At 70.0% G+C, this 22,853-nt stretch carries 21 protein-coding genes and 1 tRNA gene; 12 read left to right on the top strand and 10 right to left on the bottom strand.

Annotation, left to right across the window (positions count from 1 at the left end):
• Positions 1 to 128: 128 nt before the first annotated feature.
• A complete protein-coding gene (rpsT, locus tag LMH63_RS04435) occupies positions 129 to 395 on the top strand; it encodes a 30S ribosomal protein S20 (RefSeq protein ID WP_109675898.1) in 267 nt (88 codons plus the stop codon).
• Positions 396 to 436: 41 nt separating this feature from the next.
• On the opposite strand, the gene proB is transcribed toward rpsT, so the two are convergent.
• The 4 genes from proB to rplU all read right to left on the bottom strand — a co-directional run bounded on the left by proB (position 437) and on the right by rplU (position 3,266).
• Positions 437 to 1,558: a glutamate 5-kinase gene (gene proB / locus LMH63_RS04430; protein ID WP_109675900.1), complete on the bottom strand. Its 1,122-nt coding sequence runs from the start codon at positions 1,556 to 1,558 to the stop codon at positions 437 to 439.
• Positions 1,545 to 2,594 (bottom strand): Obg family GTPase CgtA, encoded by a 1,050-nt coding sequence (gene cgtA / locus LMH63_RS04425; RefSeq protein ID WP_109675902.1) that lies wholly within the window; start codon positions 2,592 to 2,594, stop codon positions 1,545 to 1,547. The genes proB and cgtA overlap by 14 nt, the downstream gene beginning before the upstream one ends.
• Positions 2,595 to 2,670: 76 nt before the next feature.
• Positions 2,671 to 2,931, bottom strand: a complete 261-nt coding sequence (rpmA, locus tag LMH63_RS04420) for a 50S ribosomal protein L27 (RefSeq protein WP_109675904.1) — start codon at positions 2,929 to 2,931, stop codon at positions 2,671 to 2,673.
• Positions 2,932 to 2,951: 20 nt separating this feature from the next.
• Positions 2,952 to 3,266 (bottom strand): 50S ribosomal protein L21, encoded by a 315-nt coding sequence (gene rplU / locus LMH63_RS04415; RefSeq protein ID WP_109675906.1) that lies wholly within the window; start codon positions 3,264 to 3,266, stop codon positions 2,952 to 2,954.
• Between the two features lie 221 nt (positions 3,267 to 3,487).
• Here rplU and LMH63_RS04410 point away from each other — a divergent pair, with 221 nt between their 5' ends.
• From LMH63_RS04410 to yacG, 10 genes are all read left to right on the top strand, one after another.
• Positions 3,488 to 4,465, top strand: a complete 978-nt coding sequence (locus LMH63_RS04410; RefSeq protein WP_109675908.1) for a polyprenyl synthetase family protein — start codon at positions 3,488 to 3,490, stop codon at positions 4,463 to 4,465.
• A 28-nt stretch (positions 4,466 to 4,493) separates the two neighbouring features.
• Positions 4,494 to 4,570 (top strand) — tRNA-Pro (locus LMH63_RS04405).
• 386 nt (positions 4,571 to 4,956) lie between these two features.
• The gene (locus LMH63_RS04400; RefSeq protein WP_109676149.1) at positions 4,957 to 5,235 is read left to right on the top strand and encodes an HU family DNA-binding protein; all 279 of its coding nucleotides are present in this window, start codon (positions 4,957 to 4,959) and stop codon (positions 5,233 to 5,235) included.
• Positions 5,236 to 5,390: 155 nt separating this feature from the next.
• Positions 5,391 to 7,187, top strand: a complete 1,797-nt coding sequence (locus LMH63_RS04395; protein WP_109675910.1) for an EAL domain-containing protein — start codon at positions 5,391 to 5,393, stop codon at positions 7,185 to 7,187.
• 209 nt (positions 7,188 to 7,396) lie between these two features.
• Positions 7,397 to 9,115 carry a type IV-A pilus assembly ATPase PilB gene (gene pilB, locus LMH63_RS04390; protein ID WP_109675912.1) on the top strand — a complete coding sequence of 573 codons (1,719 nt, stop codon included), beginning with the start codon at positions 7,397 to 7,399 and terminating at the stop codon, positions 9,113 to 9,115.
• A 13-nt stretch (positions 9,116 to 9,128) separates the two neighbouring features.
• Positions 9,129 to 10,358 (top strand): type II secretion system F family protein, encoded by a 1,230-nt coding sequence (locus tag LMH63_RS04385; protein ID WP_109675914.1) that lies wholly within the window; start codon positions 9,129 to 9,131, stop codon positions 10,356 to 10,358.
• Positions 10,359 to 10,409: 51 nt separating this feature from the next.
• The gene (locus tag LMH63_RS04380) at positions 10,410 to 11,279 is read left to right on the top strand and encodes a prepilin peptidase (RefSeq protein ID WP_109675916.1); all 870 of its coding nucleotides are present in this window, start codon (positions 10,410 to 10,412) and stop codon (positions 11,277 to 11,279) included.
• A 3-nt stretch (positions 11,280 to 11,282) separates the two neighbouring features.
• Positions 11,283 to 11,879 carry a dephospho-CoA kinase gene (coaE, locus tag LMH63_RS04375; protein WP_109675918.1) on the top strand — a complete coding sequence of 199 codons (597 nt, stop codon included), beginning with the start codon at positions 11,283 to 11,285 and terminating at the stop codon, positions 11,877 to 11,879.
• A 66-nt stretch (positions 11,880 to 11,945) separates the two neighbouring features.
• Entirely contained in the window at positions 11,946 to 12,734 is a 789-nt protein-coding gene (gene zapD, locus LMH63_RS04370; protein ID WP_109675920.1) for a cell division protein ZapD, read from the top strand.
• Between the two features lie 2 nt (positions 12,735 to 12,736).
• Complete coding sequence (yacG, locus tag LMH63_RS04365) at positions 12,737 to 12,934, top strand: DNA gyrase inhibitor YacG (RefSeq protein ID WP_109675922.1); 198 nt, start codon at positions 12,737 to 12,739, stop codon at positions 12,932 to 12,934.
• A 529-nt stretch (positions 12,935 to 13,463) separates the two neighbouring features.
• Here yacG and LMH63_RS04360 read toward each other — a convergent pair.
• The 3 genes from LMH63_RS04360 to secA form a co-directional block, all read right to left on the bottom strand.
• Positions 13,464 to 14,456, bottom strand: a complete 993-nt coding sequence (locus LMH63_RS04360; protein WP_229332725.1) for a Nudix family hydrolase — start codon at positions 14,454 to 14,456, stop codon at positions 13,464 to 13,466.
• A gap of 133 nt (positions 14,457 to 14,589) precedes the next feature.
• Complete coding sequence (gene argJ, locus LMH63_RS04355; protein ID WP_109675924.1) at positions 14,590 to 15,804, bottom strand: bifunctional glutamate N-acetyltransferase/amino-acid acetyltransferase ArgJ; 1,215 nt, start codon at positions 15,802 to 15,804, stop codon at positions 14,590 to 14,592.
• Positions 15,805 to 15,815: 11 nt separating this feature from the next.
• Positions 15,816 to 18,557 carry a preprotein translocase subunit SecA gene (secA, locus tag LMH63_RS04350; RefSeq protein ID WP_109675926.1) on the bottom strand — a complete coding sequence of 914 codons (2,742 nt, stop codon included), beginning with the start codon at positions 18,555 to 18,557 and terminating at the stop codon, positions 15,816 to 15,818.
• A gap of 109 nt (positions 18,558 to 18,666) precedes the next feature.
• On the opposite strand from secA, the gene LMH63_RS04345 reads away from it, so the two are divergent.
• Entirely contained in the window at positions 18,667 to 19,122 is a 456-nt protein-coding gene (locus tag LMH63_RS04345) for a DciA family protein (protein WP_109675928.1), read from the top strand.
• Positions 19,123 to 19,263: 141 nt separating this feature from the next.
• Here the strand turns inward: LMH63_RS04345 and lpxC are convergent, their stop codons facing one another.
• The 3 genes from lpxC to ftsA all read right to left on the bottom strand — a co-directional run bounded on the left by lpxC (position 19,264) and on the right by ftsA (position 22,849).
• Positions 19,264 to 20,178, bottom strand: coding sequence for a UDP-3-O-acyl-N-acetylglucosamine deacetylase (lpxC, locus tag LMH63_RS04340; RefSeq protein ID WP_109675930.1), 915 nt, complete (start codon positions 20,176 to 20,178; stop codon positions 19,264 to 19,266).
• A gap of 210 nt (positions 20,179 to 20,388) precedes the next feature.
• Positions 20,389 to 21,537 (bottom strand): cell division protein FtsZ, encoded by a 1,149-nt coding sequence (gene ftsZ, locus LMH63_RS04335; protein ID WP_109675932.1) that lies wholly within the window; start codon positions 21,535 to 21,537, stop codon positions 20,389 to 20,391.
• A gap of 73 nt (positions 21,538 to 21,610) precedes the next feature.
• The gene (ftsA, locus tag LMH63_RS04330) at positions 21,611 to 22,849 is read right to left on the bottom strand and encodes a cell division protein FtsA (protein WP_109675935.1); all 1,239 of its coding nucleotides are present in this window, start codon (positions 22,847 to 22,849) and stop codon (positions 21,611 to 21,613) included.
• Positions 22,850 to 22,853: the final 4 nt, after the last annotated feature.

Raw genomic sequence — 22,853 nt, 5'->3', positions numbered from 1 at the left:
AACGGTTTGCGCGGTCGGGAGAAATCGGCTGCGGCTCGGGCGCGGGCGGGCGCGGTTGACACCCCGGCCCGAAATTCGCATATTACCCGCCTTTTCTCGCACCCCGAAAATCAGGCAGGAGTGGAATTTTGGCTAACATCGCCTCCGCAAAGAAGCGCGCCCGCCAGGCGGAGCACCGTCGCCAGCACAATCAGGCCCGTCGCTCGATGATGCGCACAAAGATCAAGCACGTGGTCAAGGCGATCGAGCGCGGCGACAAGGCGGCGGCGGAAGCGGCATACCAGGCGGCAGTGCCGGTGCTGGACCGCATGGCCACCCACGGCCTGATCCACAAGAACAAGGCCGCTCGCCACAAGAGCCGCCTGGCGCAGAAGATCAAGTCACTCGCGTCCTGATTCCACCGAACGTATCGTCGGCGCGGAGCGCGCGCCGGCGGTCATTCCAGCACCACCAGATTGTCCCGGTGCACCAGCTCCGGCTCGGAGACGTAGCCGAGCACGGCCTCGATGCGCTGGCTCGGCACGCCGCACAGGCGTGCCGCCTCGTCGGCGTCGTAATTGACCAGCCCGCGTGCCACCTCGCGCCCTTCCGGGTCGACACAGGACACCATCTCGCCGCGCCGGAAGCGCCCCTCCACCGCGGTGACCCCCACCGGCAGCAGGCTGCGCCCGGCCTCCCGCAGCACCCGCGCGGCGCCGGCGTCCACCCGCAGCCGCCCCCGCACCTGCAGCTGCCCGGCGAGCCACTGCTTGCGGGCGGCAATGCGCTCCCGCGCCGGGGTGAGCCGGGTACCCACCGCCTCGCCCGCGCCAACGCGCGCGAGGGTATCGTCCCCGCGCCCTGAGGCGATCACCGTCGTCGCCCCGGAGCGCGCCGCCCGCACCGCCGCCTGCACCTTGGCCCGCATGCCGCCACTGCCGAGCACGCCGGGGGCCTCGGAGCACATGGCCAGCAGTCGCGGATCATCCGCGCGGGCCTCCTGGATGAGGCGGGCGTCGGGGTGCTGGCGCGGATCGGCGTCGTACAGGCCCTCCTGATCTGTGAGGATCAGCAGCAGGTCCGCCTCCACCAGGTTGCTGACCAGGGCCGCCAGGGTGTCGTTGTCGCCAAAGCGGATCTCGTCGGTGGCGATGGTGTCGTTCTCGTTGACCACCGGCACCACGCCCATCTCCAGCAGGGCCCGCAGGGTGCCGCGGGCATTCAGGTAGCGCCGGCGGTCGGCCAGGTCCTCGTGGGTGAGCAGGATCTGCGCGGTGTGCAGGCCGAAGCGCTGGAACGCCGACTCGTAGGCCTGCACCAGACCCATCTGGCCGACGGCCGCCGCCGCCTGCAGCTGGTGCAGCTCGCTCGGTCGGCGCCGCCAGCCGAGCCGCTTGACGCCCTCGGCCACCGAGCCCGAGGAGACGAGCACCACATCGGTGCCGCGGCGGCGCGCGGCCACCACCTGCTCCACCCAGCTGCCGATGCGCTCGTGGTCCAGTCCGCGGCCGCCGGCGGTCACCAGCGCGCTGCCAACCTTCACCACCCAGCGGCGCCGGCCGCCCTCAGTCACGGCCATGGCCGGCCTCCTCCCGCGCCTGCTCCGCCATCGCCTCGAGCCTGTTCATCACCGCCTGGCTCAGCGCACGCGTGCCCTCGCCGGTCTCCGCGGAGATAAAGTGGAGCGGCCCGTCCCAGCCGAGGCGGGCACGGATGTCGGCGGCGACGCGCTCGCGCTCGTCGGCCGGGAAGAGATCCGCCTTGTTCAGCACCAGCCAGCGCTCGCGGGCGGCGAGCTCGGCGCTGTAGCGCTCGAGCTCGCGGACCACCGAGCGCGCGTCCTCGGCCGGATCGGCGTCCTCGTAGAGCCGGGCGGTATCCACCAGATGCAGCAGCAGCCGCGTGCGCGCCAGGTGCTTGAGAAAGCGCACCCCGAGCCCTGCCCCTTCAGCGGCACCCTCGATCAGCCCGGGGATGTCGGCCATGACGAAGCTGCGCCCCTCGCTGACGCTCACCACCCCGAGGCCGGGATGCAGCGTGGTGAAGGGATAGTCCGCGACCCGCGGCCGCGCCGCGGACACCGCCCGCAGCAGCGTGGACTTGCCGGCATTGGGCAGGCCCAACAGGCCGACGTCGGCGAGCACCCGCAGCTCCAGGCGCAGGCCGCGACGCTCGCCCTCGGTGCCGGGCACGGACTGGCGCGGCGCGCGATTGGTGGAGCTCTTGAAGTGGATATTGCCAAGACCGCCGCGGCCGCCCTCGGCCACCAGCAGCCGCTCGCCGTTCCGGGTCAGGTCGCCGATGCGCTCGCCGGTCTCGACGTCGAACACGGTGGTGCCGATGGGCACGGCGACCAGCACATCCTCGCCGCTGCGCCCGGTCATCTGCCGGCCCTGACCGTTGGCGCCACGCTCGGCGGCGTAGAAGCGGGCGTGCCGGAAGTCGGCCAGGGTATTCAGCCCCTCGTCCGCCACCAGCCAGACACTGCCGCCATGGCCACCATCGCCGCCGTCCGGCCCTCCGCGCGGGACGTACTTCTCCCGGCGAAAGCTCACGCAGCCGTTGCCGCCGTCCCCGGCGGCGACCTTGATGGTCGCTTCATCTACGAATTTCATCGCAGGGCGCTCCGCTGTAGCGGAATCAAAAAACCCCGCTCGAGGGCGGGGCTTCGGTGCGCTTCGCGGGATGTGCTCAGCCGGCGGGCTGCACGCTCACGAAGCGCCGCTTGTGCGGGCCCTTGCGGGCGAAGACCACCTGGCCGTTCACTTTCGCGAACAGGGTGTGGTCGTTGCCGATGCCCACGTTCTCGCCGGCATGGAAGTGCGTCCCGCGCTGGCGCACCAGGATATTGCCCGCGAGCACCTGCTGGCCGCCGAAGCGCTTCACGCCGAGGCGCTTGGAATGCGAGTCGCGCCCGTTACGGGTGCTGCCGCCTGCCTTCTTGTGTGCCATGCCTTGCTGACCTCCGGAACTCAGCCGGCCTGGATGCCGGTGATCTTGACTTCGGTGTAGTGCTGGCGGTGACCGTAGTGCCGCTGGTAGTCCTTGCGCCGCTTGAACTTGACCACCTCGATCTTGCGACCACGGCCCTGCGCGAGCACCTCGGCGGAGACGCGCCCGCCGTCGAGCAGCGGGGTGCCGACCTTGACGTCGCCGTCCCCGGCGACCAGCAGCACCTGGTCGAACTCGACCGTGGCACCGGCCTCGGCGTCCAGCTTCTCCACGCGGAGGACGTCGCCCTCGGCGACGCGATACTGCTTGCCCCCCGACCTGATCACCGCGTACATCTCGTATTCTCCAACGGGTTTGGCTCGTGCCCGCGCCCCATCCGGGGCGGACAGGCGCGGTCTCGACAAGGGCGCGAAGGATAGCCCGCTGCCCGACGGGCGTCAACGGCCACCGCGGAGCGCCGCGCTTGACACCCTCACACGCCCCGCCTAGCCTGCCCAGTCCACGCCCGGCGCTGCCGCGCCGGCGCGCCAGCCACCTACCGATCGGATCAGCCGCGATGGACCTCGCACCGCTCCGCGCCCTCGTCGCCGACGACATGGCGACGGTGGACCAGCTCATCCGCGCGCGCCTGCGCTCCGACGTCTCCCTGATCAATCAGCTCGGCAACTACATCATCGGCGGCGGCGGCAAGCGCCTGCGCCCGCTGGTGGTGGTGCTCACCGCGCGTGCCGCGGGGCTGGCCGGCGAGCGCGACGACCACGCCCTGCTGGCTGCCATTGTCGAGCTCATCCATACCGCCACCCTGCTGCACGACGACGTGGTGGACGACTCCGAGGTGCGCCGCGGGCGGGAGACCGCAAACCAGATCTGGGGCAACGAGGCGAGCGTCCTGGTGGGCGACTTCCTCTATACGCGCTCGTTCCAGATGATGGTGGAGCTGCAGGACATGCACGTCATGGAGGTGTTCTCGCGCACCACCAACACCATCGCCGAAGGCGAGGTGCTCCAGCTGCTGCATGTGCACGACCCGGATGTCACCGAGGCGCGCTACCGCGAGGTGATCTACCGCAAGACCGCGGCGCTGTTCGAGGCCGGCTGCCGGCTCGGCGCCCATCTCGCGGCACCGGGGGATGGTGCCCTCGCCGATGCCACGGCGGCCTATGGCCGCCACCTTGGCAACGCCTTCCAGCTCATCGACGACGCCCTCGACTACGACGGCGACCCGCAGCACATCGGCAAGAACCTGGGCGACGACCTCGCCGAGGGCAAGCCGACGCTGCCGCTCATCCGCACCCTCGCCACCACCGACGAGGACACCCGGGCACTGCTGCGCCGCGTCATCGAGCAGGGGGGTCGCGACGACATCGCCGCCGTTCGCGAGGCCATTGCGCGCGCGGGGGCGATTCCCTATACTCGCGCCCTCGCTGAGGCAGAGGCCGGGAAGGCCCGCGAGGCCCTGCGCGAGCTGCCCGAAGGCGAGTTCCGCAACGCCCTCGAGACGCTCGCCGACTTCGCCATCAGCCGCGACCACTGAGCCCCGACCAGTGGCCGCCGGGAGTTTCCGGGGTGTAGCTCAGCTTGGTAGAGCACTGTCTTCGGGAGGCAGGAGTCGCTGGTTCGAATCCAGTCACCCCGACCAGTCAAAAATCCCGCGCCTCCGGCGCGGGATTTTTAGTTTCAAGTTCAAAGTTTCAAGTCCAAAGTTCGGAAGCAGCACCTTCTGACGTCGGGTGGCGACACCAAGGCCGAGGGGATCGCCGCCGGCCTGCACGCAATCAGTCTTAAGCGTCGGAATTAAAAAGACAAAGGTTGTCGACGACTCCGGCGCCCTCCCCCTTTGAACTTTGAACTTGCAACTTTGAACTCGCCCATGACCTCGCCCGCGGCGCGGTGCGCCGCGGGCGCTCCTGGACACGCCGCTCCCGAGTCTGCTCAACTGCCGCGTCAGGACCGGCCGGGTGCGGCCCGGCGATCCCCATACCTGCCTGCACTAGCGCTGAAGGGAGACGCGAGATGAAGCCTGTCATGAATAAGAGCCAGCTGATCGACGCCGTGCGCGACAACACGGATGGGGTGACCCGCAAGACGGTTTCGGAGGTGGTCGACGCACTGTTCGACACCATTCAGGACACGGTGGCGGACGGCACCGATGTCAGCATCACGGGCTTCGGCCGTTTCACCCGCAGCGAGCGTGCCGCCCGCACCGGGCGCAATCCACAGACGGGCGAGAGCATCCGCATCGCCGCCAGCAAGGTGCCGGCCTTCCGGCCCGGCAAGGCCTTCAAGGATCAGGTCAACCGCTGAGCGCGCCCCGGCCGGCGGCGCCCGCCGCCGGCCGTATCGGCCGGTCCGGCCGCGCCCAACCCCCCCTGATACACGCCCCGCCCTCAAGCGACCCCAAGGGGCGCCGATAGCCCTCGGGACAGCACAGCACCAGCACGAGCTACAAGGATGCCGCAATGACGGCTGCACACCCCGTGTACGTCTGCACCGGCGACGCCGCGGACGGACAGCGCCTGGTGACGGGTCTGCGCACCTTCGGCCTGCGCGCGCGCGGTTTCGCCAGCTGCTCCGTGCTTGCCAACGCCGCACGCGCCCAGGCGCCGGCCGCCATTGTGGCGGACTGGAACGAGGCCGCTGCCGCACACCTGGCCGGGCTGCCAGGGGCGCCCTGCCTGGTGGCACGGGTACCGCAGACGGACCTCAACCTCGCGCTGACGGCCAGTGAGGCCGGTGTCGATGCCGTGCTCGACCCCGGACTGCCCGTCGGCGTCCTGCGCGATCTGGTCTGGACGTTGCTCAACGCCGGGGCACCCACGATCGCCCTGGTCACCGATCGCGGGGACGACGACGCACTGGCCGAGCGGCTGGAGGAGGCAGGCGGCAAGGTACGCGTCCTACGGGTGGGCGATGCACTGCTTGGCGAACTTGTTGCGAGCGCGCCCGAGCTTGTCCTGCTGCGCACCGGCATCGCCCGGCGGCTGGCACGGCTGATCGAGCAGACACCCGGCCTCGCCGGCGCCGAGGTGCGCCCCGTCGGGGATACGCCCGCCCTCACCCTGGTCCAGCGCGCCGCGGCCCTCGGCCGGCGGCGTGCCGTGGCCGCGCTCGCGGCCCGCCATGATCTGGCCAGCGGCGGCCTCCCGCCGGCACCGGCGGCGGTTGCGGCCGCTTCCCTGCGCGAACGGGCGGCCGCCGTGGGCGAGGTGCCTGCGGTCATTGCCCTGGATACCGACGAGGCAACGCTGGCTGCCGGGCTCGACCTGCTGCGGGCGCGACTGCCGGCGCTCGCCGCGACGGTCGTGCTCGGCGAGCGAACAGCGGCGGCACTGACGGCGGCGGACGAGGCCGCGCTTGCCCGCCAGGTGCGGGCGGTGCGCGAGGCGGCCGGTGCCGAGCTGCCCGGCCTTCGGGTCGGGCACGCAGTGATCGACGGTGCGCTGCCCCTGCCGGAGACGCTGTTCTCCGGCGCCGACGACGGCGGCAACGCCCAGGGGCCGGTGGACCGGGCTCTGGAGCGGCGCATCCGCCGGGCCCTGGAGGACGATGCGCTGCGCCTGGTCTATCAGCCGATCTCGAGCCTTAGCGGCCATCCCGGGAGCTTCTTCGAGGTCTTCGTGCGCCTCGCCGACGGCGGCGGCGATGCCCTGCCGGCGGACTTCGTGCGCACTGTGCGCGAGGGCGGCCATGCGCCGGCGCTGGACCGCGGCGTACTCGAGCGGGCGCTGGAGGTGCTGGCCACCCACGACACCGACGGCCCGACCCTGTTCGTGAAGCTGTTTCCGGAGAGCCTGGAGGACCCGGAGCTCACCGCCTGGCTGGGGGAGCGCATGGAGGCGCATGGCGTGGCACCCGCCCGCCTGGTGCTGCAGCTCTCCCACCCCACCCTGTGCGCCCGGCGCGAGCGATCGCAGGCCGCGATGCAGGCGCTGCGGCGGCTCGGCTGCAGGCTCGCGGTGGAGCACTACGACGACAGCCTGGAGCCCGCGGAGCAGACCCTGCAGGGCCCGGCCTTCGACTTCCTCAAGCTCTCCCACCGGCTGACCGACGAGCTCGTCCAGCATCCGGAACGGGTGGAGCGCGTGCGGGAGATCGCCCGCAGCGCCGCCGACCGGGACATCCGCACCATCGCCTGTCTGGTACAGGACGCGGCCAATCTCTCCGTGCTCTGGCAGGCGGGTGTGGCCTATATCCAGGGCTACTTCATGCAGGCGCCGGAGGCGATTTTCGCCAGCGCCCCGCAGGAGGGGGCCTGAGCGGCGGGCACACGCCGGATTTGCGAACTGAGGCACGGACCGTCCGTCGTGCGCGTGGTGCCATCGGTCCCCAGGGTCCGCGTTCCGAAGCCCGAACTGCCTGTCGTATAGTGACCGGCTGCAGGTCGCGGGGCGGGCCGACGGAGCCGGAACGGGGCGCCTGCGCGGCCTGAAGGCCCAAGCGCAGTGCAAAGGGGGATACTCCACTCATGGCGACGGCGAACCCTTCCGTCAGGCTCGGCGGCCTTGCCGGCCGGCTGGCGCGGGATGGACTGATCAGCGAGGACGATGCACGCCAGGCGCTGGAAGACGCGCGCACGGCGAAGCAGTCGTTCGTCACCTATCTGGTCGAACAGAAGCTCGTGCCGGCAGCGGCAGTGGCGGGCTCCGCCGCGGCCGAGTTCGGCGTGCCGGTATTCGACCTCGCCGCCCTGGACCTCTCCCACGCCTCGGTATCCCTGGTCAGCGAGCGCCTGATCCGCCACCACCGCGCGCTGCCCCTGGTCAAGCGCGGCAAGCGCCTGTTCGTCGCCGTCTCCGACCCCACCAACCTCGAGGCCCTGGACGAGTTCAAGTTCCACACCGGGCTCAGCACCGACCCGGTACTGGTGGAGGACGACAAGCTCGGCACCGTCATCGAGAAGGCGCTGGAAGACAGCGGTGCGGCCTTCTCGGACATGGACCTGGACCAGGACCTGGAGAACCTGGACGTCAGCGGCGGCGAGGAGCGCAGCGAGGACGACGCCGGAGCCTCCGGCGACGAGGACGACGCGCCGGTCGTGCGCTTCATCAACAAGGTGCTGCTGGACGCCATCAACAAGGGCGCCTCGGACATCCACTTCGAGCCCTACGAAAAGGAATACCGGGTGCGCTTCCGTCAGGACGGCGTGCTGCGGGAGGTGGCCGCGCCGCCCATCGGCCTCGCCCTGCGCATGTCCGCGCGCATCAAGGTCATGGCGCGCATGGACATCGCCGAGCGTCGGGTGCCCCAGGACGGGCGCATCAAGATGAACATCTCCCGGCGCAGGGCCATCGAGTTCCGCGTCAACACGCTGCCGACGATCTACGGCGAGAAGATCGTGCTGCGTATCCTCGATCCGAGCACGGCCCAGATGGGCATCGACCAGCTCGGCTACGAGGAGGACCAGAAGGCGCTGTTCATGGAGGCCATCCACCGGCCCTACGGGATGGTGCTGGTGACCGGCCCCACCGGCTCCGGCAAGACGGTCTCGCTCTACACCGCGCTCAACATCCTCAACACCGCCGACCGCAACATCTCGACGGTCGAGGATCCGGTGGAGATCAACGTCACCGGCATCAACCAGGTGCACGTGAACCTCAAGGCGGGGCTCACCTTCCCCACCGCCCTGCGTGCCTTCCTGCGCCAGGATCCGGACATCATCATGGTGGGTGAGATCCGCGACCTGGAGACCGCGGAGATCGCGGTGAAGGCCGCTCAGACCGGCCATCTGGTGCTCTCCACCCTGCACACCAACGATGCGCCGCAGACGCTGACGCGACTCGCCAACATGGGCGTGCCGCCCTACAACATCGCCTCCTCGGTGAACCTCATCATCGCCCAGCGCCTGGCGCGGCGGCTGTGCAAGCACTGCAAGGAGCCGGTGGACATCCCGCGCGAGGCCCTGCTGAAGGAGGGTTTCCGCGAGGACGAGCTGGATGACCTCACCGTCTACACCGCCAAGGGCTGCGACCAGTGCACCAACGGCTACAAGGGCCGCGTCGGCATCTATCAGGTGATGCCGGTGAGCGAGGCCACCGAGCGGCTGATCCTCGAGGGCGGCAACGCCATGCAGATCGCCGAACAGGCGGAGAAGGAAGGGATCCGGGACCTGCGCACCTCCGGGCTGATGAAGGTCCGCCAGGGTGTGACGAGCCTGGAGGAGATCAACCGCGTGACCGTGGACTGAGGTTGGGCTAGGTATGGCCGAGAAAGCAGCGAAGCTCGCAAGCTTCACCTGGGAGGGCGTCGACCGTCAGGGTCGCAAGGTCAAGGGCGACAGCCAGGCGGAGAATCCGTCCCGGCTGCGCCTGACGCTGCGCCAGCAGGGCATCGCCGCGCAGAAGATCCGCCGCAAGTCGAGCCTCTCGCAGCTGCTCGAGGGCAAGCGCAGCAAGAAGATCACCCCCGGCGACATCGCCGTGTTCACCCGCCAGCTCTCCACCATGCTGAACTCCGGCGTGCCGCTGGTGCAGGCCTTCGACATCATCGGACGGGGCCACGAGAACCCGTCCATGCGCAAGCTGGTGATGGCGATCAAGGACGACGTCGAGTCCGGCACCGCGCTCTCCGAGGCCCTCGGCAAGCATCCGCTCTACTTTGACGAGCTGGTCTGCAACCTGGTCAACGCCGGCGAGCAGGCGGGCGTGCTGGACACGCTGCTGGACAAGATCGCGACCTACAAGGAAAAAACCGAGTCGATCAAGAAGAAGATCCGCAAGGCCCTGTTCTACCCCACCGCCGTGCTGGTGGTGGCGTTCGCGGTAACGGCCATCCTGCTGATCTTCGTCGTGCCGCAGTTCGAGAGCCTGTTCCGCGGCTTCGGCGCCGACCTGCCGGCCTTCACCCGGATGGTGCTGAATCTCTCGGACTTCTTCCGCGCCTGGTGGTGGGCGATCTTCGGCGGGCTGATCGGCGGGGTGGTGCTCTTCCTAGAGGCGAAGAAACGCTCCCGGCGCTTCGCTCACTTTCTCGACCGGGTGGCCCTGCGCATCCCGGTGGTGGGCAGCATCCTGCGCAAGGCGGCCATTGCCCGCTTCGCCCGCACCCTCTCCACCATGTTCGCCGCCGGCGTGCCGCTGGTGGAGGCGCTGGGCTCGGTAGCCGGCGCCACGGGCAACGCCGTGTACGGCGAGGCCGTGCGGGGCATGCAGGACGAGGTCGCCACCGGCCAGCAGCTGCAGTGGTCGGTGGAGCAGACCAAGCTCTTCCCGCACATGGTGGTGCAGATGATCGCCATCGGCGAGGAGGCCGGTTCCCTCGACGCCATGCTTGCCAAGGTCGCCGACTTCTACGAGGAGGAGGTGGACAACGCCATCGACAGCCTGAGCAGCCTGCTGGAGCCGTTGATCATGGCGGTGCTCGGCGTGCTCGTGGGCGGCCTGGTCATCGCCATGTACCTGCCGATCTTCAAGCTCGGCTCGGTGGTCTGACGCCGGGCGGTGCCCCGGCCCGCGCTGTGCGCGGGCCGCAGAGGAGTCCGCATGGGCCTGCTCGACATCCTGGCTGCCGATCCGCTGCTGCTCGCCGTGGCGACCGCCGTCCTGGGACTGCTGGTGGGCAGCTTCCTGAACGTGGTCATCCTGCGCCTGCCGGTGATGATGGAGCGCGACTGGCAGGCCCAGTGCGCCGAGCTCACCGGTGCCCCGCCCCCCGAAGGCGAGGCGGTAAGCCTCGTCCACCCCGGCTCCCGCTGCCCCGCCTGCGGTCACGCCATCCGCCCCTGGGACAACATCCCGCTGCTCGGCTGGCTGCTGCTGCGCGGGCGCTGCCGTGACTGCGGCGCGCGCATCAGCGCCCGCTACCCGCTGATCGAGGCGGTCACTGCGCTGCTCTCGGTGGTGGTGATCCTGCACTTCGGCGCCACCCCGGCGGGGCTCGCGGCGCTGGTGCTCACCTGGCTGCTGATCGCCCTCACCGTCATCGACCTGGACCACCAGCTGCTGCCGGACTCGCTGACGCTGCCGGGGCTGTGGCTCGGACTGCTGCTCAGCGTCGGCGGCGTGTTCGTGGCCCCGGCCACCGCCATCGTTGGCGCCGCCGCGGGCTATCTGACCCTGTGGCTCGTCTACCACGGCTTCCGCCTGCTCACCGGCAAGGAGGGCATGGGCCACGGCGACTTCAAGCTGCTGGCGCTGCTTGGCGCATGGCTCGGCTGGAGCCAGCTGCCGCTGGTGATTCTGCTGTCATCCCTCGTGGGGGCGCTGGTGGGGGTGGGGATGATCCTCGGCCTCGGCCGCCATCGCGATCAGCCCATCCCCTTCGGCCCCTACCTCGCCGCCGCCGGCTGGATCGCCCTGCTCTGGGGTGAGCCGCTGATCGATGCCTACCTCGGCTTCTCGGGGCTCCGCTGAGTGATGGTGCTGGTGGTGGGGTTGACCGGCGGCATCGCCAGCGGCAAAACCGCCGCCGCCGAGGCCTTCGCCCGCCGCGGGGTGCCGGTGGTGGACACCGATGAGCTGGCACGCGAGGTGGTGGCCCCGGGCACCGCCGGCCTTGCCGAGGTCGTCGACGCCTTCGGCAAGGATGTCCTCGCCGCCGATGGCACCCTCGATCGCGCCCGCCTGCGCCAGCGGGTGTTCGCCGACGCGGCGGCGCTCGCCCGCCTCGAGGCCATCACCCATCCGCGGATAGAGGCCCTGGCCCGGGAGCGGCTGGCCGCGGCCACGGGCCCCTATGCGATCCTGGTGGTGCCGCTGCTGGTGGAGAAAGGCTGGCAGCACCTCGTGGACCGGGTACTGGTGGTGGACGCCGCCGTCGCTACCCAGCGACAGCGGCTGATGGCCCGCGACGGCATCGATCGCGACGCCGCGGATGCCGTCCTCGCCCGTCAGGCCACGCGGGCTGACCGGCTCGCCGCGGCGGATGACGTCATCGAGAACGACGGCGATCGCGCCGCCCTGGAGGCCGCCGTCGCGGCGCTGGACCAGCGCTATCGGAGACTTTCCGGTTAGGCCAGTTGGGTTCCTCGTGATCCTGGGTGACAATGGGAGATCATCATAGGCATTGAGCAGCTCCTGATGGCGGACACGCCGGACCGGGAAGACCGCATCCTCTTCGAGCATCCGCTGAACGAGCGGATACGCACGCTGTTGCGCCTGGAGTACCTGTTCGCCCAGGGCGAGTTCGGCACCGCGGGCGAGAGCGAGTGGCACAGCCGGATGGCGGTCAACGCCCTGGTGGACCTGGTCTCCCTGCTCTCCCGCGGCGACCTGCGCTCGGAGATCCAGAAGGAGCTGGAGCGCCTGGTCACCACCCTGGAGAGCCTGCAGGAGCGCCCGGGGGTGGATGGCCGGCGGCTGGAGCCCGTGCTCAACGAATGCCGCTCGGTGAACGAGCGCCTGCGCGAGGCGCCTCCGGGCATCCCGGGCTTCGTCAAGGACAACGAGTTCCTCGGCGCCATCATCCAGCGCTCGGGGATACTCGGCGGCACCTGCGCCTTCGACCTGCCGGGATACCATCTCTGGCTGCAGGCGCCGCACAGCGAGCGCCGCGCCCACCTGGAACGCTGGTTCAGCGGCTTCCAGATCCTGCGCGAGGGCACCCGGCTGATCCTGCGCCTGCTCCGGGACAGCGCCGATCCGGTGACGGAGGTGGCCCGTGGCGGCGGCTACCAGGGCACCCTGGACCGGGCCACGCCGTACCAGATGCTGCGTGTCTCCCTCCCGCGGGACGCCACCTGCTTCCCGGAGATCAGCGGCAGCAAGCATTTCTGCACCATCCGCTTCCTGGAGCAGCCGGAGGCCGGCGAACGCCCGCGCCAGGTGGAGGGCGACGTGGAGTTCATCCTCGAACGCTGCGTGGTGTAACCATGACCACCGTGCACTGCCCGACCTGCGGCACGCCGGTCGAGTGGACCGACGCCGCCCGCTACCGCCCCTTCTGCTCCCGCCGCTGCAAGCTCATCGATCTCGGCGAATGGCTCGACGAGCGCCACCGCATTCCCGGTGAACCCGCCGACGAGACCACGCTGGATTCGGAGTGGCGGGAAGAGGACGATCCCCGGTAGGTCGGCATCCGCCAAAGGCGGACGCCGACATTCCTCATCCGTCCTCATCCGCGACCCCGGCAGGCAACCGCTCGACCCGTGCCCAGGGCGGAGCCTGGTGGCCGCTTCCGGGACACGCCGTAAATACATCCGTGTAGGCTCGAAGGCGACATCCCTGTCGCCTACGGTCCCGGAAGCGGCCACCAGGCTCCGCCCCGAACGCACCGAGGTTCATCCGCGAGGGAGTTTACCGCGGCAAGGTTCGTGGCAGAGGCGGATCAGTCGCCCACGCTGAAGCTGGCCGGGTGGGTGGTGGGCGGGGAGTGGCTGCCTCTCCCGGGACCCTCTGCGGCAGGGATGCCGCAGTGGAGCCTCCAGGGACGGATTCACGGCGTGTCCCGGGAGAGGGGGGCACTCCCCGCCCTGGGCACCACGGCTGCGTCCACCTCAGCGGTCACGCTCGACCCTGAACTACCGCTGCCCATGCCCGCGACATGCTGCAAGCGTCGCGGCCGTGGGATGTCGGCGTCCGCCTGCGGCGGATGCCGACCTACCTGGGAAGATGAGCATCGCCTGTGTCGGGCCCCCAGAAGGCGCGGATGCCGGCGACGCCCTGGGCGCCTTGGGCGCGGGCCGTGTCGCGGTCGGCGGGGCTCAGGCCGCCGAGGGCGTAGACCGGCAGAGGGGCATCGGCGGTCCAGGCGGCGAAGCGCTCCCAGCCGAGGGGGTCGGCGTCGGGGTGGCTGGCGGTGGCGGCCACCGGGCCCAGGACGGCGAAATCGATGCCGAGCCGCGCCGCACGTGCCAGCTCGGCGGGATCGTGACAGGACGCGGCCACGAGGTGCGGGGTGGGCAGGGGGCGGGAGTCGCACTCCGCGAGCTGGCGTGCGGTCAGGTGGACGCCGTCGGCTCCCAGCGCCGCGGCAAGCGGCGGGTCGCCGTTGATGAGCAGCTTCGCGCCAGCGGCACGGGTGCGGTCAAGGGCCTGCTCGGCCAGCGGGCGGCGCTCGCCCGGCGCACCGCGCACCCGCATCTGCAGCAGCCGTGCACCCCGGGCGAGCGTGGCCTCCAGCGCCGCCAGCCAGCGCTGCGGATCGTCGGCGTCGGGGGAGATGACGTAGACACCCGGCAGGCGCACGGCCGTGATGATCGGCCGGTTGGCGGCCGGAAAGAGGCCCGCCTCGAGCGCCGCCGTGGGCAGCCAGCGCAGGGGCTGCCCTTCCAGGCCCTGCGGCTCGCCCTCGAATTGCGTCACCTCGTGGACCTCGAGGCACACCTGCTTGTCCGGATAGCGGTACGGCACCCGGATCAGGGGCCGGCTCGCCTGCACCCGGATGCCGAGCTCCTCGGCCAGCTCCCGCGCCAGCGCCGCCTCGACGCTCTCCCCGGGCTCGATCTTGCCGCCGGGAAATTCCCAGAGCCCACCCTGATGGCGATGGTCGGCCCGGCGGGTCACCAGCACGCGGCCCTGCCGGTCGCGGAGGACGCCGGCGGCGACTGAGACCGCCCCCTTCGAGGGCGGAGTATCAAGTGGCAAGTTCAAGTTACAAGTCTCTTCCGGCAAAGCGCGTCACCACGCTCGACCTGGGCCAGCACTCGCTCCGGCTTCCCCCTCACCGATCGCCGGTCACAACTTGCAACTTGCATCTTGCCACTTGCAACTCGAGTACCGCTCGCTACGAGCGGTACTCGGCATTGATCCGCACATACTCATAGGACAGGTCGCAGGTCCATACCGTGGCCGCCGCGGCGCCCCGGCCGAGGTCGATGCCGATGGTGACCTCCTCGCCGGCCATGCGGGTGGCGGCCTCGTGTTCCTCGTAGGTGGCGGCGCGGCCGCCGTGCTCGGCGATGAGGTAGTCGTCGAGGTGGATGCGCACGCGCTCGACGTCGAGGTCGTCGATGCCGGCGCGGCCGACGGCGGCGAGGATGCGGCCCCAGTTCGGATCGCCGGCGAACACGGCGGTCTTCACCAGGGGCGACTCGGCCACGGTGAAGCCGACGCGCTCGGCCTCCGCCTCGCTGGCGGCACCGGTCACGCCAATGCTCACCATCCGGGTTGCCCCTTCGCCGTCACGCACGATGGCCCGGGCGAGATCGCCGCAAAGGCCCTGCAGGGCATCACGGTAGGCGGCGAGCTCGGGGCTGTCCGAGCGCAGGCGCGCCCCGGAGGCCCCGGTGGCCGCCAGGGCGCAGGCATCGTTGGTGGAGGTGTCGCCGTCCACGGTGATGCGATTGAAGCTGCCTGCCACCGCCTCGCGCAGGAGGCGCCGCGCCAGCCCCGGCTCGAAGGCGGCGTCGGTGGCGATGAAGGCGAGCATGGTCGCCATGTCGGGTCGGATCATGCCGGCGCCCTTGGCGATCCCGGTGAGCGTCACCGTCCTGCCGTCCACCTCGAGGCTGCGGCTCGCGCCCTTCGGCCGGGTGTCGGTGGTGAGGATGCCGGTGGCGGCCTCGGCCCAGCGGTCCTCGGCAAGCTCCCCGAGGAGGCCCGGCAGGGCGCGCCGGAAGGGCGTCACGGGCAGTGACTCGCCGATCACGCCCGTGGAGAAGGGCAACACCTGTTGCGGGCGGCAGCCGGCGAGGGCCGCCAGCATCCCGCAGGTCTCCGTCGCGGCCCGCTCGCCCTCGCGGCCGGTGCCGGCGTTGGCGTTACCGGTGTTGATGAGCAGGTAGCGCGGCTCGTCCACGGCAAGATGGTGCTCGGCAAGGCGCACCGGCGCAGCGCGAAAGCGGTTGCGGGTGAACGCGGCGGCCACCTCGCTGCCGGCGGCGAGCTCGAGCACGACGAGGTCGGGGCGGCCGGGCTTGCGGATGCCCGCCTCGGCGGCGCCGAGGCGCACGCCGGGCACCGGACGCAGCAGCGGCAGGGGATCGTCACCGACGGCCATCAGGTGCCTGCTCAGCCGTCGAGACGGCCGTGGCAGTGCTTGTACTTGCGGCCGGAACCGCAGGGGCAGGGCTCGTTGCGCCCGACCTTGCGCTCGCCGCGGACGTAGGGCTGGCGGTCGTCGCCGCCGCCGGCGGCGGCCGCGCCGCCCCCCTGGGCGGCGCTCGCCTGGCCGAGGGCGTCGCTCTGCTCGTGCTGGAAGCGCAGCGCCCGCTCACGCTCGGCGGCGCGCTGCTCGTCCGCGGCCCTAGCGTCCTCGGGGCTGCGCACCTGGACGTTGTAGAGGATGCGGACGGTCTCGCGCTTGATGCCCTCCAGCATCTCCTGGAACATCTGGAAGGCCTCTTTCTTGAACTCCTGCTTGGGGTTGCGCTGAGCCATGCCGCGCAGGCCGATGCCCTGGCGCATGTAGTCCATGGCCGCCAGGTGCTCCTTCCACTGATTGTCCAGCACCTGCAGCAGGAAGCTCTTCTCCACCTGGCGCATGTCCACGCCGATGGCCTGGACTTCCTGCTCCTTGGCCGCGTAGCGCTCGGCGATGGCCTCGCTGAGGCGCTCGCGCAGCCCCTCCTCATCCAGACGATCGTCCTGGTCGAGCCATTCCTGCACCGGCAGGCGCACGCCGAACTGCCCCGCCAGCGCCTCCTCCAGCCCGGCGACGTCCCACTGCTCGTCGATGCTCCCGGGGGGGATGTACTCGTCGATGACGCCCTCGAGAACGTCGTCCCGCATGGCGACGACGGTGCCGGAGATGTCCTCGCTCTCCAGCAGCTCGTTGCGCTGGGCGTAAATCACCCGCCGCTGGTCGTTGGCGACGTCGTCGAAGTCCAGCAGGTGCTTGCGGATGTCGAAGTTGTGCGCCTCCACCTTGCGCTGGGCGTTCTCGATCACCCGCGAGACCATGCCGCTCTCGATGGCCTCGCCCTCCTGCATGCCAAGGCGCTGCATCAGCGAGGACACGCGCTCGGAGGCGAAGATGCGCAGCAGGCTGTCATCCAGGGACAGGTAGAAGCGCGTCGAGCCCGGGTCGCCCTGGCGGCCGGAGCGGCCGCGCAGCTGGTTGTCGATCCGGCGGGACTCGTGGCGCTCGGTACCGATGACGTGCAGGCCGCCGGCCTCGATCACCCGATCGTGGCGCTGCTGCCAGTCGGCCTTGACGCGCTCCACCTCGGCCGGATCCGGATCGTCCCCCAGCGCCGCAAGCTCGGCGTCCAGGTTGCCGCCGAGGACGATGTCGGTGCCGCGACCGGCCATGTTGGTGGCGATGGTGACGGCCCCCGGCTGGCCGGCCTGGACGATGATGCCGGCCTCGCGCTCGTGCTGCTTGGCGTTCAGCACCTCGTGCGGGATCTTCGCCTTGCGCAGGGCGTTGGAGAGCAGCTCCGAGCTCTCGATGGAGGTGGTGCCCACCAGCACCGGCTGGCCTCGCTCGTGGCAGTCCTTGATGTCGTCGACGATGGCCTTGTACTTGTCCTCCTGGTTCAGGAAAACCAGGTCGTGGTGGTCCTCCCGGACCATGGGCATGTGGGTGGGAATGACCACCACCTCGAGCCCGTAGATGTGCTGGAACTCGTAGGCCTCGGTATCGGCGGTGCCGGTCATGCCCGAGAGCTTGTCGTACATGCGGAAGAAGTTCTGGAAGGTGATCGAGGCGAGGGTCTGATTCTCGGCCTGGATCTCGACCCCTTCCTTGGCCTCGATGGCCTGATGCAGGCCCTCGGACCAGCGCCGGCCGGGCATGGCCCGGCCGGTGAACTCATCGACGATGACGATCTGCCCGTCCCGTACCAGGTAGTGCACGTCGCGCTGGAACAGCGTGTGCGCCCGCAGCGCGGCGTTGAGATGGTGCACCATGGCGATGTTGCGGGCGTCGTAGAGGCTCTCCTCGGGCTTCAGCAGCCCCGCCTCCTTGAGCAGGCGCTCCGCGCTCTCCTGCCCCTCCTCGGTGAGGAAGGCCTGGCGCGCCTTCTCGTCCAGGTAATAGTCCCCGGGGCCGTCCTCTTCCTCCTGGCGGGTGAGGTGGGGGACGAGCCGGTTCATCTGCTGGTAGAGCTCGCTGGACTGCTCGGCCTTGCCGGAGATGATCAGCGGCGTGCGGGCCTCGTCGATGAGGATGGAATCCACCTCGTCGACGATGGCGAAGTGCCGGGCCCGCTGCATCCGGTCCTCGGCGCGCAGGGCCATGTTGTCCCGCAGGTAGTCGAAGCCGAACTCGTTGTTGGTGCCGTAGGTGATGTCGGCCTGGTAGGCGGCGCGCTTCGCCTCGCCGTCCATCCCGGGCACCACCACGCCCACCTCGAGCCCAAGGAAGCGGTAGACCCGCCCCATCCACTCGGCGTCGCGGCGGGCCAGGTAATCGTTGACGGTCACCACGTGCACACCCTCGCCGGAGAGAGCGTTCAGATAGGCGGCGAGGGTCGCCACCAGGGTCTTGCCCTCGCCCGTCTTCATCTCGGCGATCTTGCCGTGGTGAAGCACCATGCCGCCGATGAGCTGGACGTCGAAATGGCGCATGCCGAGGGTGCGGCGGGAGGCCTCGCGCACCACGGCGAAGGCCTCGTGCAGGAGATCGTCTGGCCTGGCGCCAGCAGCCAGGCGCTCCCGGAACTCGTCCGTCTTCGCCCGCAGGGCGGCATCGTCGAGAGACTCGATCTCGGGCTCGAGGGCGTTGATGCGCTCGACATCGCGCCGCATACGTTTGACGACACGCTCGTTGCGGCTGCCGAATACCTTCTTCGCGATCGCGCTCAGCATGGAGGGGTCCGGATTGGGTTGCGGCGAAATGACGACCCGCCCGGTCACGGACGGGCCGTCGGGCGACGCGGTACTATAGCGTAAATGCTCGGCCGAATTCAGGAGCCCGATGAGCAGCGCACGCCGTTCGCGTCCCCGCGCGGTACGGGGCATCCTCCGCGGTGACCGCAGCACGCTCGGCAGCATCGCCGAGCGGGCGCGCTCACTCGCCACCCTGCAGCGTCGCCTGCAGGCCGCCCTGCCGGCCCGCCTGCGCGGGCACTGGCAGCTCGCCGGGGTGGATGAGGAGGCCGTGGTGCTGGTGGCGGAAGGCCCGGTATGGGCCTCCCAGCTGCGCTACCACCAGCGGGCCCTGCTGGAGGCCGCCGCCCGCGCCACCGGGCACCGGCCAACCCGCTGCCGGATCAGCGTGGAGCCGCCGCGCCTCGCCCGCAAGCGCGAGCCCCGGGAGCTCACCGCGTCCGCCCGCGACAACCTCCGCGAGGCCGCCGCCGCCACCGACAACCCGCAGCTCCGCTCCGCCCTGCTTCGCCTGGCCTCCCGCTCGCGACACGAGGATAGCTAGCAGGGTTACCGAGCGCTGGTTGGGCTAACCGCAAAGGCGCAAAGGGCGCGAAGGATTCGCAAAGAAAGCCAATTCCTCTGCGTGAACCTTTGCGCCCTTCGCGTCTTTGCGGTTAGTCCCAGCGGAGGACCTCGCGCCCGGTCAGGCCACCGGCACCGGGCGGTCGAAGGCGATGGGGACGTTCTCGGTGTCCTCGAAGGTGACCTCCTCCCAGGCGCTGTCCCGCTGGAGCATGGCGCGCAGGAGCCGGTTGTTCATCTCGTGGCCCGACTTGTGGCCGTGGAAGGCGCCGATGACGCTGCGATTGAGCTGGTAGAGGTCGCCAATGGCGTCGAGAATCTTGTGCTTGGCGAACTCGTCGTGGTAGCGCAGGCCGTCCTCGTTCAGGATGCGGTAGTCATCCACCACGATGGCGTTGTCCAGGCTGCCGCCAAGGGCCAGGTTGTTCTGGCGCAGGTGCTCGATGTCGCGCATGAAGCCGAAGGTCCGCGCGCGGCTCACCTCCTTGACGAAGGAAGTCGAGGAGAAGTCCACCTCGGCGCTGCGCGAGCCGGATTTGAACACCGGGTGGTCGAACTCCAGCGTGTAGCCCACCTTGAAGCCCTCGTAGGGCTCGAAGCTGACCCATTTGCCGTCCTCGCCATCCACGCGCAGCGGCTCGAGGATGCGCACGAAGCGCTTCGGCGCCTCCTGCTCGAGGATGCCCGCGGAGCGGATCAGGAACACGAACGGTCCGGCGCTGCCGTCCATGATCGGCACTTCGGGGGCCGAGAGGTCCACATAGGCGTTGTCGATGCCGAGCCCCGCCATGGCGGAGAGCAGATGCTCCACCGTGGCGACGCGAACGCCGTCCTTCACCAGGCAGGTGGAGAGCACGGTGTCGCCCACGTTCTCCGGATGGGCCGGTATCTCCACCGGCTCGGGCAGGTCCACGCGACAGAAGCGGATACCGGTGTTCGGGGCAGCCGGGCGCAGGGTGAGGTACACCTTGACCCCCGTATGCAGGCCGACGCCGGTGGCCCGGATGCTGTTCTTAAGGGTTCTTTGTCGGATCATCGGCACTGTTTCCCTGACCGGCACGCGCCACCAAACCCGATAGCCTAGCGCGCACCATGCACGTGCTGGAAGCGTCCGGACCGGCGACAATTAAGTTGCGCAGTGTAACCAAATGCGCATCTCCCTGTCATTGCACTGCAACACCGCCCGCGTGCAGCATCGCCCCGTTCGTCGGAGCGATGCACCGCACCTGCGGCCGCGGCGCCAGCCTCAGTCCGCCTGGCGCCGCAGGAACGCGGGGATGTCGAGGTAGTCCATGTCGCCCTCGCCCTGCACCGGATGGCGGTCGTTGGCAGCCTTCTTGCGGATCACCGTCGGCCGCTCCAGCTGCCCGTAGTCCACTTCCCCGCTCGCCTTGCGGGCCACCGTCTGGGCCGGGGCCACCGGCTCCTGCGCCGACTGCGGCATGCCGAGGCCGGTGGCGACCACGGTCACCCGCAGCTCGTTCTCCAGCTCGGGGTCGATCACCGTGCCCACGACGACGGTGGCGTCGTCCGAGGCAAACTCCTTGACCGCGTTGCCCACCTCGTCGAACTCGCCGATGGACAGATCCAGCCCTGCGGTGACGTTCACCAGGATGCCGTGGGCGCCGGCAATGTTGGCGTCCTCCAGCAGGGGGCAGGCGATGGCCCGCTCCGCGGCCTCGCGGGCGCGGCCCTCGCCGCTGGCCTGGCCTGAGCCCATGACCGCCATGCCCATTTCGGACATCACGGTGCGCACGTCGGCGAAGTCGACGTTGATCAGCCCCGGGCGGGTGATCAGCTCGGCAATGCCCTTGACCGCCCCCAGAAGCACGTCGTTGGCGCTCTTGAAGGCGTTCAGCAGCGTCAGCTCCTTGCCGAGCACCGAGAGCAGCTTCTCGTTGGGGATGGTGATCAGCGAGTCCACGTGACGGGACAGCTCACGGATCCCCTCCTTGGCCACGCTCATGCGCTTGGCACCCTCGAACGGGAACGGCTTGGTGACCACGGCCACCGTGAGGATGCCCATCTCCTTGGCGATCTGCGCCACCACCGGCGCCGCGCCGGTACCGGTGCCGCCACCCATGCCGGCGGTGATGAACACCATGTCGGCGCCCTCGAGCACCTCCGCGATGCGCTCCCGATCCTGCTCGGCGGCGTCGCGGCCCACCTCCGGGTTGGCACCGGCGCCGAGCCCCTTGGTGATGCCGGAGCCGAGCTGGAGCGCGGTGCGCGCCGAGCTGTTCTTGAGGGCCTGGGCGTCGGTGTTGGCGCAGATGAAGTCCACGCCCTCCACGTCCGCCGAGACCATGTGCTGGACGGCGTTGCCGCCGCCACCGCCGACGCCGATGACCTTGATCACGGCGTTCTGGCTGAAGGAGTCCATTAGTTCGAACATTGCTGCGCCTCCTGTGACACTCTGCGTGCGATCGTCGCCGGTGCCGCACCGGCGTTGTTGCCCTTAAGTCCGTTCAGAAATTTCCCTGAAACCAGCTCTTCATGCGCGACCAGAGCGCGGCGAAGCCGCCCTCCGGGTTGGCCAGCTCCGCGCTCATCTGGCCGCGGTGGCGATGGCCGAAATGCAGCAGCCCGACGCCGGTGGCGTAGATCGGGTTGCGGACCACGTCGGTGAGCCCGGTCATGTGCTGGGGCAGGCCCAGCCGCACGGGCATGTGGAAGACCTCCTCGGCGAGGTCGATGGCGCCCTCCATCTTGGCGCTGCCGCCGGTAAGCACGATGCCGGCGGCGATCAGGTCCTCGAAGCCGCTGCGCCGCAGCTCCGCCTGTACCAGGGTCATCAGCTCCTCGTAGCGGGGCTCCACCACCTCGGCCAGGGTCTGGCGCGAGAGCCGCCGCGGCGGCCGGTCCCCCACCGAGGGCACCTCGATGGTCTCCTCGGCGCCGGCGAGCTGGGACAGCGCGCAGGCGTAGCGCACCTTGATCTCTTCCGCGTGCTGGGTGGGCGTGCGCAGGGCCACGGCGATGTCGTTGGTGACCTGATCGCCAGCGATGGGGATCACCGCGGTGTGGCGAATCGCGCCGTCAGTGAACACGGCGATGTCCGTGGTGCCGCCGCCGATGTCCACCAGGCAGACGCCGAGCTCCTTCTCGTCGTCGGTGAGCACGGCATGGCTCGAGGCGAGCTGCTCGAGGATGACGTCGTCCACCTCGAGCCCACAGCGGCGCACGCACTTGATGATGTTCTGGGCTGCGCTCACTGCCCCGGTGACCATGTGCACCTTGGCCTCGAGGCGCACGCCGGACATCCCCACCGGCTCGCGCACGCCCTCCTGGCTGTCGATGATGAATTCCTGCGGCAGGATGTGGAGGATCTTCTGGTCCGCCGGGATGGCCACGGCGCGGGCGGCGTCGATCACCCGGTCGACGTCGCTCTGGGTCACCTCCTTGTCGCGGATGGCGACGATGCCGTGGCTGTTCAGCGAGCGCACGTGGCTGCCGGCGATGCCCGCATACACCGAGTGGATCTGGCAGCCGGCCATGAGCTCGGCCTCCTCCACCGCGCGCTGGATCGACTGCACCGTGGACTCGATGTTGACCACCACCCCCTTCTTCAGGCCACGCGAGGGGTGCGAGCCGATGCCGATCACCTCGACGTCGCCGGTGGACTGCATCTCGCCGACGATGGCGACCACCTTCGAGGTGCCAATGTCGAGGCCCACCAGCAGATTGCGTTCCTGTTTGCGCGTCATCGAA

It is taken from the genome of Spiribacter halobius (assembly GCF_020883455.1).
GTDB classification, from domain to species: Bacteria; Pseudomonadota; Gammaproteobacteria; order Nitrococcales; family Nitrococcaceae; genus Sediminicurvatus; species Sediminicurvatus halobius.
This window is presented reverse-complemented; position numbering and strand designations above follow the sequence as displayed.